This window comes from Mycobacterium sp. (genome assembly GCF_035499775.1).
In the GTDB taxonomy this organism is placed as follows: domain Bacteria; phylum Actinomycetota; class Actinomycetes; order Mycobacteriales; family Mycobacteriaceae; genus Mycobacterium.
Map to the genome: position 1 here is coordinate 1 of NZ_DATJYB010000017.1, position 12,598 is coordinate 12,598.

The window sequence follows — 12,598 nt, forward strand, 5'->3', positions numbered from 1 at the left end:
CGTCCCGGGAGTTCCGTCACCGATCAGCTGACGCCCCAACAGGGCCTGGGTGGGCGCGTTGACCATGCCCAGCAAATCCTGCTCCGCCGCCTGCAGCGGGCTGGCGCTGGCCGCCTCGGTGGCCAGATACGACCCCGCCCCTGACGTCAGGGACTGCACGAACTGTTGATGAAACGAGCTGGCCTGCGCGCTGAGCGCCTGAAACTCCTGACCGTGGCCGGCAAACAGCGCCGCGATCGCCGTCGATACCTCGTCAGCGCCGGCAGCCATCAGCCCGGTGGTCGGGGCGGCGGCCGCCGCGTGCGCAGAATTAAGCGCCGAACGGATGCTCGCCAAGTCCGCCGCCGCCGACTCCACCAGCTCAGGAGCCACGACCAGAAGCGACACGCCAGTTCCCCCTCGCGTCAACGCCGATCCAGATGCGCCTAGAGCGTATCGGGATGATGTCTCGGCATCTCAGTTTTCAGCGCACCAGTTAACTGCAACTTCACGCATCCGCCCCGAACGGGCCTCGTCGGACGCCCCCGGAGGCGCCGTGTTCGGCAGTATGTCAGCATTTGGACATGATTGAACGCAGTCTTGCCCGCTTCCTCGGTGTCTTCGTCGTGACGACGTGGGCGCTGCTGAGCGCGCCCTTCTACAGCCCGGCCGCTTCAGCCGACCCATGCTCCGACGTCTCGGTGGTATTCGCCCGCGGCACCCATCAGGAACCCGGTCTCGGCAATATCGGCCAGTCCTTTGTCGACTCGCTCACATCCCAGGCCGGTGGGCGGTCCGTCGGGGTCTACGCCGTCAATTACCCGGCCAACGACGACTACCACCACAGCGCGACGGCCGGCGCCGACGACGCGAGCGCTTACATCCAGAACACGGTCGCCAACTGCCCGAACACCAAGCTGGTGCTCGGTGGCTATTCCCAGGGCGCGACCGTGATCAATCTGGCCAGCACCCAGATGCCACCCACGGTCGCCAGTCACGTCGCGGCCGTTGCCCAGTTCGGCGAGCCGACTAGCAACTTCTCCAGCATGTTGTGGGGCGGTGGGCCGCTGCCGGCGCTCAGCCCGCAGTACGGCGGGAAGACCATCAGCTTGTGCGCTCCCGACGATCCGATTTGCTCTGGCGGCGGGAACATCATCGCCCACGTCTCCTACATCGAGGCCGGGATGACCAACCAGGCCGCGACGTTCGCGGTCGGCAAGCTGGGCCCGGCGCACTAGCCTTTTGCGGCTGCTCGGCGGGTAATCTTGCCAGGCATGTCGCGAGTTGTCGCGGTGCCGATCGCGGTGGCGGCCATGGCTGTTTTCGGGACGGCCGGATCGGCGTTCGCAGATCCCCCGCCCACCCAGGTGGTCACCGCGGTGGCCGTCGGGCCCGACGGCCGGCCGATCAACGGTTACCGCGATGCACCCGGGCAAGGCAATGTTGCTGAGGTCACCGATTGCACAACGCCGTCGCCGTCGGCGGTGGCTGACAATGTCTACTCCTGCTCCCCCAGTGCTGCGGGCGCCGGGACTTGCTGGCCGTCGACGCCCGGATCGCTGTTGTGCGTGGACAACCCGTGGGACAAGCTTCTGCATCGGGTGGACTACGGCGGTCAGCTGCCTCCCGTGCAGCACACCGCTACACCGGACCCGTTCGCGCTGCTACTGGATGACGGCACCCGTTGCTTGTTCCGCAACGGCGGCGCCTGGGGCGGCCGCGCCGACGGATACGTCGGCGTCTACGGGTGCGGCGACCTCGCGGTCCTGTGGCTGCCCAGTCAGGGCGCCGGGACGTGCATCGACCGCTCCGGTCCGGTCTGGACGGTCAAAGTCGGTCGGCTCGGCGCACCTACCGCCCAGCTCCCGCCGCCCCAGACCCGCGCGGTCGGGACGGCGTGGTTCGCCGGCGGTTGAGAAAACGAAAGCCGCACACGACTCAGTCGACGCGGTCGCAGACGCTTTCTGGCTCTTCGCCGTAGGTCGGGTCGCCGGCCGCCGTCGGAGCACTGCTGGATTCAGCCGCCTGATCGCGGCCCAACGCGACGGCGGCCACGACCATCGCCGCCACCGCCACCACCAGCGCCAGTGCAGCCGAGCCGCCGGCCGCCAGGTGTTCACCGAGCACGACAACCCCCAGCAAGACAGCGACGACCGGTTCACCCACCAACATGATCGGCACCGACGTCTGCAACGCGCCCGCGTGGAACGCCGACTGCTGCACCACGGTTACCGCTACCGCCAGCGCAACCAGCACGTAAGGCGCCGGGACGGTGAGGAGTCCATCCCAGCCGCCGACAGCGAACCGGTGCGTGCAGATCTTGGTCAAGACGGCGATCATGCCAAGCAGGATCGCCACCGCAACCGCGAGCAACATGGCGCGCACCCGTCCGGCGGCGCGGTGGGCAGCGACGACGCACCCGATCACCGTCGGCACTGTGATCGCCAACGCCAGGGTCCAGGCCGGTATCGGGGGGCGGTTATGGCCCTCATGGGGCTGGCCGACAAGGACGAATATCGCCAGCCCCGCCGTCAGCAGCAGCGCCCAACCCCAGTCGGCCCAACTGACGCGGTGGTGGGACAGCTTCGCGCTCAACGGCAACGCGAACAGCAGCGACGACACCAGCAGCGGCTGGACCAGCAGTAAGGACCCGTGAGCCAGCGCCACGGCTTGAAACACGTAGCCGGCGACCGCCGCGAGAGTTCCCGCCCACCACAGCGGCTGACGAACCAAGGCCTTGACCATCGTTCCGGACAGCGCCTCATCACCGGGAACGGCTCGGGTGGCTCGTTGCCGAACCACGATGCCCACCGCTGCCCAGAATGCGGCAAGCAGACCCGACGAGATCGCGACCGCGTGTACCGTCACCCAACCCATCACGGCGAACATACCCCGGATTTCGGCAGGACTAACCCGGCGAGCGCTGGGGCTGCCGGGGGTTCCGGTGCGGTTGCTGCTGAAGTCGGCTTATGGTGGCCGTGTTTCGTGACGTTTTGTGTGCCGCGTGCGGATGCGAGGAGGAGGCGTGGAGGGGGCCCCGTTCGGGCGTTACCGATTGGTGCAACTGCTGGGTCGCGGCGGGATGGGTGAGGTGTGGCGTGCCTACGACACCGTGACGAATCGGGTGGTAGCGCTCAAGGTCCTGTTGCCGCATCTGACCGACAATCCGGGCTTCGAGCAGCGATTCCGCCGCGAGGCGTTCACCGCGGCCGCGATCAGCGAGCCACACGTGGTGCCAATCCACAATTTCGGCGAGATCGACGGCCGACTGTATGTCGACATGCGACTCATCGAAGGCCGCGACCTGCATTCACTGCTGACCGATGGGCCGCTGAGCCCGACGCGTGCGGTGATGATTATCGAGCAAATCGCGTCCGCGGTCAGGGCCGCCCACAACGCTGGGCTGATTCACCGCGACATCAAGCCGTCGAACATCTTGATCGCCGACAATGACTTCGCCTACCTGATTGATTTCGGCATCGCCCGTACCGCCGACGAAACCGCCCTGACCACCAGCGGGAGTGTGATCGGGACGTGGGCTTACATGGCCCCGGAACGTTTTCGCGCCGAGGCGGACTGGCGGGCCGACATCTATGCCCTGGCCTGCGTCCTGCACGAGTGTCTGACCGGCGCCCGGCCGTTTCCCGGAAACAGTCTCGAGCAGCAGTTCGCCGGGCACCTTACGACTCCCCCGCCACGCCCGTCGGTGATTGCGGCGGGTGTGCCGCCGGCCGTGGACGAGGTGATCGCCAGAGGCATGGCGAAAGATCCCGGAGATCGCTACCAATCCGCGACGGATTTGGCCAACGCCGCTCGGGTCGCCGTCACGTTCCCGGCCGCGCCCGCGCAGCCCGCCTGGGTGATCCCGCCTACCCCAGTGGCGCCGTGGCAGCCGACCGTGGCCGGTCCAGTCACGCCACCTGTTCCGGCCCGCCGGCGACGCCTCAGGCCTAGTCGCCGCACGGTCGCGGTTCTGGCGCTTCCGATCGTAATCCTCATCGCGGCAATCGTATTCGCAGCGATAACGACCCGGCTCTACCTCGCTGACCGTTCCGAGGCGGACGCGAAACGTGCCATCGTCCACGACGCCACCGACGCGGTTACCACGCTGTGGAGCTATACGCCGGAGGACATCGACGGTTTGCCGGAACGGGCATCCCGCTACCTGGTCGGCGATTTCGAAGCTCAGTATTCCAAGTTCGTCAACGCGATCACGACGCCGAATAAACAGGCCCAGGTAACGAGCAAGTCGCAGGTGCTCGGAGCGGCAGTCGAGTCGCTCGCCAACTCGGAGGCCACCGCGTTGGTTTATGTCGACACGGCCAGTACTTCGCCCCAGACGGGCAACAACCCGTCGCTCAAGTACATCTCTTACCGGGTATTCATGCAGAAGCACGATTCTCGGTGGCTGATCGCCAAGATGACCACCGTCACCTCCATGGATCTCCAACCCAAGTTCCCAGCAGGACCCCGATGACCCGGGTGGCGATACTCGACGACTACGCCGGCGCGGCCCTCGACCTGGCCGACTGGTCACCAGTGCAGATGCGTTGCGACGTCACCGTTTTCGACCGACACCTGGCCGAGGCGGAGGCCGCGGACGTGCTGCGGCCGTTCGATGTGGTGTGCACGTTGCGTGAGCGCATGGCGTTTCCGCGCACCCTCATCGAACGGCTGCCGAACCTGAAACTGATCACGATCGTCGGCAAGCGAGTGCCCAACTTGGACATGGCCGCGGCCAGCGAATGCGGCATCCTGGTCGCCCAGTCGGACTTCGCCAATCCCCGATTCGCCTCGGTCCGCGACGCCACCCCGGAGTTTGCCTGGGGTTTGATGATCGCGACGGTGCGCAATCTTGCCGAAGAACATCGGCGCATGCGTGACGGTGCGTGGCAGACCACCGTGGGTGTGACGTTGTCGGGTAAGACGCTCGGACTCCTCGGCCTGGGCAGGGTGGGCAAACGGATGGCCAAATACGCGAAAGCGTTTGGCATGGAAGTCATTGCGTGGAGCCAGAATCTCACCGAGGAGGCCGCGACGGCAGCCGGCGCCCGCCGGGTGGAAAAGGCGGCACTCTTCGAAGAAGCCGACGTGGTGTCCATCCACCTGGTGCTCTCGGAGCGCACCCAGGGTCTGGTCGCTGAACCCGAACTGGCCCTGATGAAGCAAGACGCCTACCTGATCAACACTTCCAGGGGCCCGATCGTCGACGAGGCCGCTCTGATCGCCGCGCTGCGGACCGGGCGCATCGCCGGAGCCGGGCTCGATGTCTTTGACACCGAACCGCTTCCGCCCGATCACCCGTTGAGATCGCTGCCGAATGTGACGCTGTCGCCGCACCTGGGGTACGTCACCCGCGAGATGCTGGGCGCCTTCTACGCGGACAGCATCGAAGCCGTGGTGGCCTGGCTGGACGGGACTCCCGTTCGGATCGCCAATCCCGAGGCCTTGCCGGGCCGAATTCCTGAGGGCTGAGCATCGGTACTCTGGCGGACATGGCCATCGAGTCCACAATGCTCGCCCTCGGCACCCCCGCACCGTCGTTCACGCTGCCCGAACCGGCAACCGGCGCCGCCGTCAGCCTCGGCGACCTCACCGGTCCCGCGCTTGTCGTCACCTTCATCTGCAACCACTGTCCGTATGTGCAGCACGTCGCCGCCGGGCTCGCGGCGCTCGGTCGAGACCTCGTCGATCAGGGCGTCGCGATGGTCGGCATCTCCAGCAATGACGTCGTCACCTACCCGCAGGACGGACCCGACGAGATGGTCGCCGAGGCTCGCCGACACGGCTGGACGTTTCCGTACCTCTACGACGAAACCCAGGACGTGGCCCGGGCTTTCTCCGCGGCCTGCACGCCGGACACGTTCGTGTTCGACGGCGAGCGCCGGCTTGTCTACCGGGGCCAGCTGGACGACTCGCGCCCCAAGAACGGCCTGCCCGTGACGGGCGCTGACGTGCGGGCGGCGGTCGACGCCGTGCTCACCGGGCGGCCGGTTGATTCCGATCAGCGGCCGTCGATCGGGTGCGGCATCAAGTGGCGTTGAGCCGTGCAGCGCGTCAGGGGCCGTGCGGCGCCTCTGAGATCTTGCTGTCCGGAGTGCCCATCGTTTGGCAATAAATCATCACCGACGCGCGCGTAGCCGAGATTTCCAGATTGTTCGGGTCAGCTCCGCTCCTGTCCTTGAGCATCTTGCTGACTTCGTCGTTCTGCTTCTTCTCGTCCTGGGTCTTGAAGTCCTTGCATTTGGTGTCGCCGCCGGTGTTGATGATCTGTGAGGCCGAACATCCGCTGAACAGCAGCGCGGCGATTGCGATTGTGGCGGGTGCAATTGGCCTCATCGTTCTCCTTAGGTGAATGTGGTGGTAGATATTTCTTACACCGAATAGTCCACTTCCAAACACCGATCCGTCAGACGGTATTCGACAGCGTGATGCGCAGGACGAAACGTGGTTTGCGGCCGCGCGCCGCAATGGTTTCGATCAGGGTCACGACCCGAAACGCCACTCCGTACTTTCGCTTCATCATCGATTCGGTCCGGGCGACTTCCCCGGGGTCGGTGATCACCTCGGCAGTTCCGTCGAAGACGGGCCGGCCGGCCGGCACCTTCCCCGTGCGGCCGCAGACGGCGAGCCTCACCCGGGAATCGCGCCGGACGCGCTTGACCTTCCACGCGTCGGCCGGCGTCCACGCCAGCAGGTAGTTTCCGTCGCGGACGAGCCACATCGGTGCGGCGATGCCGTCCCCGTTGCGCTTGAAAGTCGTCAGCGACACGAACTTCTCGTTACCCAGTTGTGTGGTGGCGGCTTCGTTCATGTGTCACTGCTTACTCGTTATCATCCTGCGGTGCAACAGGATCCGGCGCAGACTGAGTGGACTTCTGCGCAAATCACATTGCAGTGCAGCGATTTTGCTGCGCAGCAGGTGCGTTGACCCCGGTTCGTGCGGCTCGAACTGCGGCGCCGGCGAAGCGGTATCGGGCTTAGAGGATTTTTTGAGGATCCACAAAGGCGGCGGGCAGATTCTCATTTCATCGACAACTCCACACCCCTCCCCCACACGAAAAGGAAACACCAAATGTTCACTCGATTCGCCAAAGCCGCTATCGCCCGCACCGCTTTCGCCACCGGTACGGTCGGCGTGGCCGCCCTGCTCGCCGCGGGTACCGCCAACGCGACCAGTGCCGCTGACCAGCAGTTTTTGTCGCTTCTGAGGCAGCAAGGCATCTCGGTCGACAGCCCGTCGGACGCGATCAACGTCGGCCACAACGTCTGCAGCTCGCTGGGAGAAGGCACCACGCCCCGCGACATCAGCGGAAAGTTGACCGCCGCCAACCCCGACATGAGCGAGCAGGACTCGTTGAACTTCATCGTCGACTCGGTGAAGTCCTACTGCCCGCAGTTCATGCACGACGACGGCAACGGAGGGGTGGTGATCAGCGCTGCCTGATATTTACACCGACAATTACAAAGCAGCGGTGCGGGCCTAGCCCGCACCGCTGCTTTGTGTTCGAGGCCCTCTGCGGCAGTGAAATTACCACTGGCGCAAGCTATTACACTGCGGTGACGACGATCGACTCCTGTCCCGTTTTCCAGGCCTTCATGAAAGTGGCGATGCTGACCCGCGCGTCGGCATGATCGGCACCGGGATCGTTGAGGTGAACGATCTCTTTGTTGGTGTCGATCCCGGTGACGACCAAGAAGTGATCGGCTTTGCTGCGCTGGTCGCTGGTGTCCCAAATGACCGCCGAATTAACCCAAGCGATGATCTTGCGGTCGCTGGCGCATGTCCAGTGATCTCGCCGACCACGTCGGCCACCGACACCAGACCGCAATTGTCCTCGAGCGACTGCTGCTGCCAGTGCTTGGCGGCCGCCGCCGGGTTGCCGTATACGCCGTTGGACGACGGGCTGTTCGACGCGGCGCTGCTGGTGGCCGACGACGCGCCGGGAGACGCCGCCACCTGGCCACACCCCGATGCGAGGGCGACGACGGCAATACCGATGCAGGCGTTGCGCGCCGCAGTACGCACCGCGATCGCGACCCGGGAGGTGGACATGGTGGCTACCGAAGGCAAGGTAGCACCCAGCGGACGCGTCAGTACGGCGAATTGCGCAGCTCAGGCTAGTAAGCGCTCAGTGCGGGAGCAGGCGTTGTTTCTGCTCGTTGAATTCCTCTTCGGTGAGGATTCCCGCGTCGCGCAGCGAGGCCAGTTCACGTAGCTCGGCAGCGATGCTCGTGATCGGACCGCCCGGCGGGCTCTGCGGCGGCTCCGCCGGCTGGCGTGATTCCGTCGGCTTGCGTGTCGGCGCCCCGACCCGCTCCCGCGGGGCCGCGCCACCAGCGCCGCCGGTTCCGGCCATGGCGCGCCCCGCCATGCTCGCCAGTGCCATCTGGCTGAACAGGCTTCCGGCACCTCCCGTCGAGGCTTCCGCGGCGGCCGCGGCACCGGCGGCCGGCAGTGTCGTCGCTCGAAGGCTTATCTCCGGGGCCTTCACGGCCCAACTCGCCGGCACCGACATCTTTCCGATCGTGTTCGCCTCGCCCAGGCCGGCCGAAACCGGCGAGCCCAGGTTGGTGATCACCGGAAACGTCGTCGGCGGGGCCGTTGCTGTCCCCGGCCAGCTCTGGATTCCCGCCCAGCCGCTCACGATGTCGTCGGTGTGGAAACCAGTCAGCGCACCGGCGACGTCGTAGGGAAGAGCCGTCGAGTCGACAGCAAGTCCCGCTGCGCCCAATTCCGGGTCGACGAAAAGGCCGCTCAGGTCCGATAGCAGGTCCAGCAGCTGCAGCGGTGACACGGCCGCAGCCGGGGCGGCGGCGGGGCTCGCGAGGCTGTTCAGCGCGCTGGGCACCGCCGACAACGCCTGTGTGACGTTTGACACGGCGCTCTGCGCGTTGCCGGCGGTGGTGCCGGCGGCTTGGGCGACCGCGGCGGACTGGCCCGCCTCCCCGCCACCGTCGGTGCTCGCTGCCGGAGATGCGAACGCCGTCAGCGTGCTCGCCGACGCCGACGAACCCGCATATGCGTACATCGCCCCGGCGTCCTGGGCCCACATCTCTGCGTAGTGCGCCTCGGTGGCCGCTATCGCCGCGGTGTTCTGGCCAAAAAAATTCGTCGCCATCAGCGCCATCAGCAGGCTGCGGTTGGCCGCAATCACCGGCGGCGGCACCGTTTGCGCGAACGCCGCCTCGTAGGCGACCGCCGCCGCTTGGGCCTGATTGGCCGTCTGCTCGGCCTGCGCGGCAGTCGTCCTCGCCCATGTCACGTACAGCGAGGCCGCGGCGGCCATCGTCGCCGATGACGGACCGAGCCAGGGCCCGGCGGTCAGCGCCGTGATCACCGACTGGTAGGCGCTCGCCGTCGAATGCAGCTCGGCAGCCAGCGTCTCCCAGGCCGCCGCAGCGGCCAGCATTGGTCCCGACCCGGGACCGACATACATGCGGCCGGAGTTAACCTCCGGCGGCAGTAATGCGAAATCCATGTCGTTTCCTCCGATCGGCTCACCGGCCCCCACGGCGCGGCCCCGAGTGAGCCAGCAAACCAACGCCATTCTGTGAATACGATATGTCGTGAAGGCTGCGTCTATCCAAACTGGCGATTCCGGCTATGCACCCCGCGTTCGCGCGGACGACTTGAATGCCCAGGCTGCACGGCCTTGCGATGAATTCCCGGCGCCCGACCGGTCATACCTGTGAGATCGGACAAATCGATAGTTTCGTTAGCAAAAATAGGGTGATTCTATGCCGCCCTTGCCCAACGCCTTGCCGCCTGTCGTCGACAACCGAACCTGGCGCGCCGCCCTCGACGAACTACGCAAGCGGGAGAAGGCCGCCACCCGCGAGTTGGACGCGATAGCCGCCCAGCGCCGCCGCCTGCCGATGGTCGAGTTGCCCGACTACACCCTGATCGGCGCCGACGGGCCCATCCGCCTCGTCGACGTGTTCGACGGCCGCTCACAGCTCATCGTCTACCACCACATGTGGTCGGACGGCGCGGACTGGCAGTGCGGCGGCTGCACGGGCTTCACCTCGCAGTTCACCCGGCTCGAGTTCCTCGACAACTACGACGCGCGCTTCGTCGTCGTCACCAACGGACCGATCGACGAGGCACTGGCCTACAAGCACAAAGTCGGCAACCGGATGGAGTGGTACTCGTCGTCGCAGAGCCCGTTCGGTGCCGACATGGACGCACCGCCGGGCGGGGGCTTCGGGGTCAACGTCTTCCTGCGCGATGGCGACACCGTCCACCGGACGTGGCACACGAACGGGCGGGGTACCGAGCAACTCAGCCACTCGTTCGCGCTCATCGACACGCTCCCCTGGGGCCGCCAGGAGGAATGGCTCGATTCGCCTGAAGGTTGGCCCTCGCGCCCTACATACTCGGGTTGGCTCGACTCCCCCGACATCGCCGCCGCTTACGGACCAGTGACAAGTGAGGACAACTCATGACCGCAACCGCCGAACACTTCGTCGTCACCCGCACCATCGCCGCCACCCCCGCAGAGATCTTCGCCATCCTGGTCGACCCGTCGCGCCACCAGAACACCGAGCCCACCGACTGGGTGCGCGAGGCGGTAGACACCGCGCCGATCACCGGCACCGGACAGATGTTCGCGATGAACATGTTCCTCGAACGGGCCGGTGGTCACTACGTCACGTACAACCTGGTCAACGTCTTCGACCAGGACCACGCGATCGGGTGGATCCCGGGCCGGCTCGACGATGCCGGCAATCACTCCGCCGGCGGCTGGTTCTGGCGCTACGACCTGGCTCCGAACGGGCAGGGCACAGACGTCACCCTCACCTACGACTGGACCGCCACGCCGCAGGATTTCCGCGACGAGGTCGGTGGGATGCCGGTGTTCCCGGAGGACTACGTCGCCGCGTCGCTGCAGACCCTGGAGCGATCCGCCACCAGTTAGTGGCTCGCGGGGCCGGTGGTGTGCAGCGCGCGCGGTCGTGTACAAGGGTCTGATGCAGGATCCGCCCTCCCGGCCCTTCGATTCGGCGATGCTGCGCGAAGCGATGACCCGCCGCTTGCTGCGCCGATCGGTGGCCGCCGGGCAAATCACGCTGCCGGCCGTTCCGGGCCTGATCGATGAGTACGTCGCAATGTGCGGCAAGCTCTTTGCCGCTGTGGGCGTGCGGTATTCACCCGAAGAATTCGCTCAGCTGAAGTCGGTGCTGGAAGGCGAGCTGGCAAAGGCCTACGCGGCATCCTCGCGGTCGAACATCGTCATCTCGTTCCACGCCCCCTTCGGGGTGGCCCTGAACTACCGCGTCACCGCCGAGTCGACCACGATCGGCGGCGCCTACGACGAATGGGTCACCACCCGCGAGGGGCCGCTGTTCGGCACCGAACCGGACGCGCGGGTGTGGGCGCTGGCCGGCGAAACAGCCGATCCCAGAAGCCATCCCGTGCTTGACATCGGCGCGGGAACCGGACGCAACACCCTGTCCCTGGCGCGACGAGGCCATCCCGTGGATGCGGTCGAGATGGCCCCGAAATTCGCCGACATCATTCGCTCCGAGGCCGAGCGCGAATCGCTTGACGTGCGCGTCTTCCATGGCGATGTGTTCGACACCATGGAGGGCGTTCGTGACGATTACCAGTTGATCGTCGCCTCGGAGGTGGTTCCCGACTTCCGCACCACGCAGGAGTTGCGCGGCGTGCTCGAACTTGCAGCCGATTGCCTGGCTCCCGGCGGACGCTTGGTATTCAACACCTTCCTGGCGCGCCCCGGCTACCGCCCCGACGACGCCGCGCGGGAACTCGCCCAGCAGTGCAATTCGATGATGTTCACCCGCGACGAGATGACGAGCGCGGCGGACCGGCTACCTCTCGAGCTCATCGCCGACGACTCCGCCGCCGAGTACGAGAGAACGCACCTGCCCGAAGGCGCTTGGCCGCCCACCATTTGGTTCCCAAGCTGGGCCGCCGGTCTCGACGTGTTCGACGTCGAGCCTGAGGAGTCCCCGATCGAGTTGCGCTGGCTTGTCTACCAGAAGGCCGGTCCGAGCACCCACCGATCCTGAGCACCCGGTTTGTTTGATGCACAACGGCTTTAGCGACCCAAACACCAGGGCAGCGCGATCAAGCGCTGATCTACCCGGCGACAAAGTCTTGACTGATTCCAGAAAAGGGCGCAGTATGAGTCATTGTGTCCGACACGGATTACACAGGGCAACTCCGGTTGGCCGGCCTGCGTGTAACCCGGCCCAGGCTCGCTGTTCTGGAGGCTGTGCACGACCGTCCACATGCCGACACCGAGACCATCTTTTCGGCGGTGCGGCTCGAACTGCCCGACGTCTCCCGTCAGGCCGTGTATGACGTACTCAATGCGCTGACCGCGGTGGGTTTGGTCCGCCGGATCCAGCCGTCGGGTTCGGTTGTCCGCTATGAGTCCCGGGTCGGGGACAATCATCACCACCTGGTATGCCGGTCCTGCGGGGTCATCGCTGACATCGATTGTGCTGTCGGTGAGGCGCCGTGTTTGACCCCGTCGGACGAAAGCAACGTCCTGGATGGCTTCGTTCTCGACGAGGCTGAAGTCATCTACTGGGGCCTGTGCCCTGACTGTTCGACTGCCGTTTCTCGATCACAGCCGTGATCACAGCC

At 66.0% G+C, this 12,598-nt stretch carries 17 protein-coding genes; 11 read left to right on the forward strand and 6 right to left on the reverse strand.

Annotation, left to right across the window (positions count from 1 at the left end; all coding sequences use genetic code 11):
- On the reverse strand, positions 1-387 hold a 387-nt coding region (locus VML93_RS00970), incomplete at its 3' end, for a PE family protein (RefSeq protein WP_325606735.1).
- 176 nt (positions 388-563) lie between these two features.
- Here VML93_RS00970 and VML93_RS00975 point away from each other — a divergent pair.
- Complete coding sequence (locus VML93_RS00975) at positions 564-1,217, forward strand: cutinase family protein (protein ID WP_325606738.1); 654 nt, start codon at positions 564-566, stop codon at positions 1,215-1,217.
- Between the two features lie 36 nt (positions 1,218-1,253).
- Complete coding sequence (locus VML93_RS00980; RefSeq protein ID WP_325606740.1) at positions 1,254-1,895, forward strand: hypothetical protein; 642 nt, start codon at positions 1,254-1,256, stop codon at positions 1,893-1,895.
- A 22-nt stretch (positions 1,896-1,917) separates the two neighbouring features.
- Here VML93_RS00980 and VML93_RS00985 read toward each other — a convergent pair whose 3' ends face one another.
- On the reverse strand, positions 1,918-2,856 hold the full coding sequence (locus VML93_RS00985) for a DMT family transporter (RefSeq protein ID WP_325606742.1): 939 nt from the start codon (positions 2,854-2,856) through the stop codon (positions 1,918-1,920).
- A gap of 148 nt (positions 2,857-3,004) precedes the next feature.
- Between VML93_RS00985 and VML93_RS00990 the strand changes: the two genes are divergently transcribed.
- Genes VML93_RS00990 through VML93_RS01000 form a run of 3 tightly spaced genes read left to right on the forward strand, consistent with a single transcriptional unit; the run spans position 3,005 to position 6,023 of the window.
- Complete coding sequence (locus VML93_RS00990) at positions 3,005-4,456, forward strand: serine/threonine-protein kinase (protein WP_414686253.1); 1,452 nt, start codon at positions 3,005-3,007, stop codon at positions 4,454-4,456.
- A complete protein-coding gene (locus tag VML93_RS00995; protein WP_325606744.1) occupies positions 4,453-5,454 on the forward strand; it encodes a D-2-hydroxyacid dehydrogenase family protein in 1,002 nt (333 codons plus the stop codon). Before VML93_RS00990 ends, VML93_RS00995 begins: the two co-directional genes overlap by 4 nt.
- A 20-nt stretch (positions 5,455-5,474) precedes the next feature.
- A complete protein-coding gene (locus tag VML93_RS01000) occupies positions 5,475-6,023 on the forward strand; it encodes a thioredoxin family protein (RefSeq protein WP_325606746.1) in 549 nt (182 codons plus the stop codon).
- Positions 6,024-6,036: 13 nt separating this feature from the next.
- Here VML93_RS01000 and VML93_RS01005 read toward each other — a convergent pair whose 3' ends face one another.
- On the reverse strand, positions 6,037-6,318 hold the full coding sequence (locus VML93_RS01005; protein WP_325606748.1) for a hypothetical protein: 282 nt from the start codon (positions 6,316-6,318) through the stop codon (positions 6,037-6,039).
- A gap of 70 nt (positions 6,319-6,388) precedes the next feature.
- Entirely contained in the window at positions 6,389-6,793 is a 405-nt protein-coding gene (locus tag VML93_RS01010; RefSeq protein ID WP_325606750.1) for a PPOX class F420-dependent oxidoreductase, read from the reverse strand.
- Positions 6,794-7,054: 261 nt separating this feature from the next.
- Here VML93_RS01010 and VML93_RS01015 point away from each other — a divergent pair, with 261 nt between their 5' ends.
- Positions 7,055-7,426, forward strand: coding sequence for a DUF732 domain-containing protein (locus VML93_RS01015; protein WP_325606752.1), 372 nt, complete (start codon positions 7,055-7,057; stop codon positions 7,424-7,426).
- A 103-nt stretch (positions 7,427-7,529) separates the two neighbouring features.
- On the opposite strand, the gene VML93_RS38460 is transcribed toward VML93_RS01015, so the two are convergent.
- A complete protein-coding gene (locus tag VML93_RS38460; RefSeq protein WP_414686254.1) occupies positions 7,530-7,811 on the reverse strand; it encodes a hypothetical protein in 282 nt (93 codons plus the stop codon).
- Between VML93_RS38460 and VML93_RS38465 the strand changes: the two genes are divergently transcribed.
- Positions 7,812-8,198, forward strand: coding sequence for a hypothetical protein (locus VML93_RS38465; RefSeq protein ID WP_414686255.1), 387 nt, complete (start codon positions 7,812-7,814; stop codon positions 8,196-8,198). It begins immediately after the preceding gene.
- Here the strand turns inward: VML93_RS38465 and VML93_RS01025 are convergent.
- Positions 8,112-9,461: a PPE family protein, SVP subgroup gene (locus tag VML93_RS01025; RefSeq protein WP_325606756.1), complete on the reverse strand. Its 1,350-nt coding sequence runs from the start codon at positions 9,459-9,461 to the stop codon at positions 8,112-8,114. The genes VML93_RS38465 and VML93_RS01025 overlap by 87 nt on opposite strands.
- Positions 9,462-9,720: 259 nt before the next feature.
- Between VML93_RS01025 and VML93_RS01030 the strand changes: the two genes are divergently transcribed.
- The 4 genes from VML93_RS01030 (at position 9,721) to VML93_RS01045 (ending at position 12,590) form a co-directional block, all read left to right on the forward strand.
- Positions 9,721-10,428: a DUF899 domain-containing protein gene (locus VML93_RS01030; RefSeq protein ID WP_325606759.1), complete on the forward strand. Its 708-nt coding sequence runs from the start codon at positions 9,721-9,723 to the stop codon at positions 10,426-10,428.
- Positions 10,425-10,901: an SRPBCC family protein gene (locus VML93_RS01035; RefSeq protein WP_325606761.1), complete on the forward strand. Its 477-nt coding sequence runs from the start codon at positions 10,425-10,427 to the stop codon at positions 10,899-10,901. Before VML93_RS01030 ends, VML93_RS01035 begins: the two co-directional genes overlap by 4 nt.
- 52 nt (positions 10,902-10,953) lie before the next feature.
- Positions 10,954-12,015, forward strand: coding sequence for a class I SAM-dependent methyltransferase (locus VML93_RS01040; protein ID WP_325606763.1), 1,062 nt, complete (start codon positions 10,954-10,956; stop codon positions 12,013-12,015).
- Between the two features lie 122 nt (positions 12,016-12,137).
- On the forward strand, positions 12,138-12,590 hold the full coding sequence (locus VML93_RS01045; protein ID WP_325606818.1) for a Fur family transcriptional regulator: 453 nt from the start codon (positions 12,138-12,140) through the stop codon (positions 12,588-12,590).
- Positions 12,591-12,598 lie beyond the last annotated feature (8 nt).

Coding starts and splice junctions, on each gene's coding strand:
- VML93_RS01000 (WP_325606746.1), top strand. CDS start 5,475: ATGGCCATCGAGTCCACAATGCTCGCCCTCGGCACCCCCGCACCGTCG.
- VML93_RS01025 (WP_325606756.1), bottom strand. CDS start 9,461: ATGGATTTCGCATTACTGCCGCCGGAGGTTAACTCCGGCCGCATGTAT.
- VML93_RS01015 (WP_325606752.1), top strand. CDS start 7,055: ATGTTCACTCGATTCGCCAAAGCCGCTATCGCCCGCACCGCTTTCGCC.
- VML93_RS01040 (WP_325606763.1), top strand. CDS start 10,954: ATGCAGGATCCGCCCTCCCGGCCCTTCGATTCGGCGATGCTGCGCGAA.
- VML93_RS00980 (WP_325606740.1), top strand. CDS start 1,254: ATGTCGCGAGTTGTCGCGGTGCCGATCGCGGTGGCGGCCATGGCTGTT.
- VML93_RS00975 (WP_325606738.1), top strand. CDS start 564: ATGATTGAACGCAGTCTTGCCCGCTTCCTCGGTGTCTTCGTCGTGACG.
- VML93_RS01005 (WP_325606748.1), bottom strand. CDS start 6,318: ATGAGGCCAATTGCACCCGCCACAATCGCAATCGCCGCGCTGCTGTTC.
- VML93_RS01030 (WP_325606759.1), top strand. CDS start 9,721: ATGCCGCCCTTGCCCAACGCCTTGCCGCCTGTCGTCGACAACCGAACC.
- VML93_RS01010 (WP_325606750.1), bottom strand. CDS start 6,793: ATGAACGAAGCCGCCACCACACAACTGGGTAACGAGAAGTTCGTGTCG.
- VML93_RS00995 (WP_325606744.1), top strand. CDS start 4,453: ATGACCCGGGTGGCGATACTCGACGACTACGCCGGCGCGGCCCTCGAC.
- VML93_RS01035 (WP_325606761.1), top strand. CDS start 10,425: ATGACCGCAACCGCCGAACACTTCGTCGTCACCCGCACCATCGCCGCC.
- VML93_RS00985 (WP_325606742.1), bottom strand. CDS start 2,856: ATGGGTTGGGTGACGGTACACGCGGTCGCGATCTCGTCGGGTCTGCTT.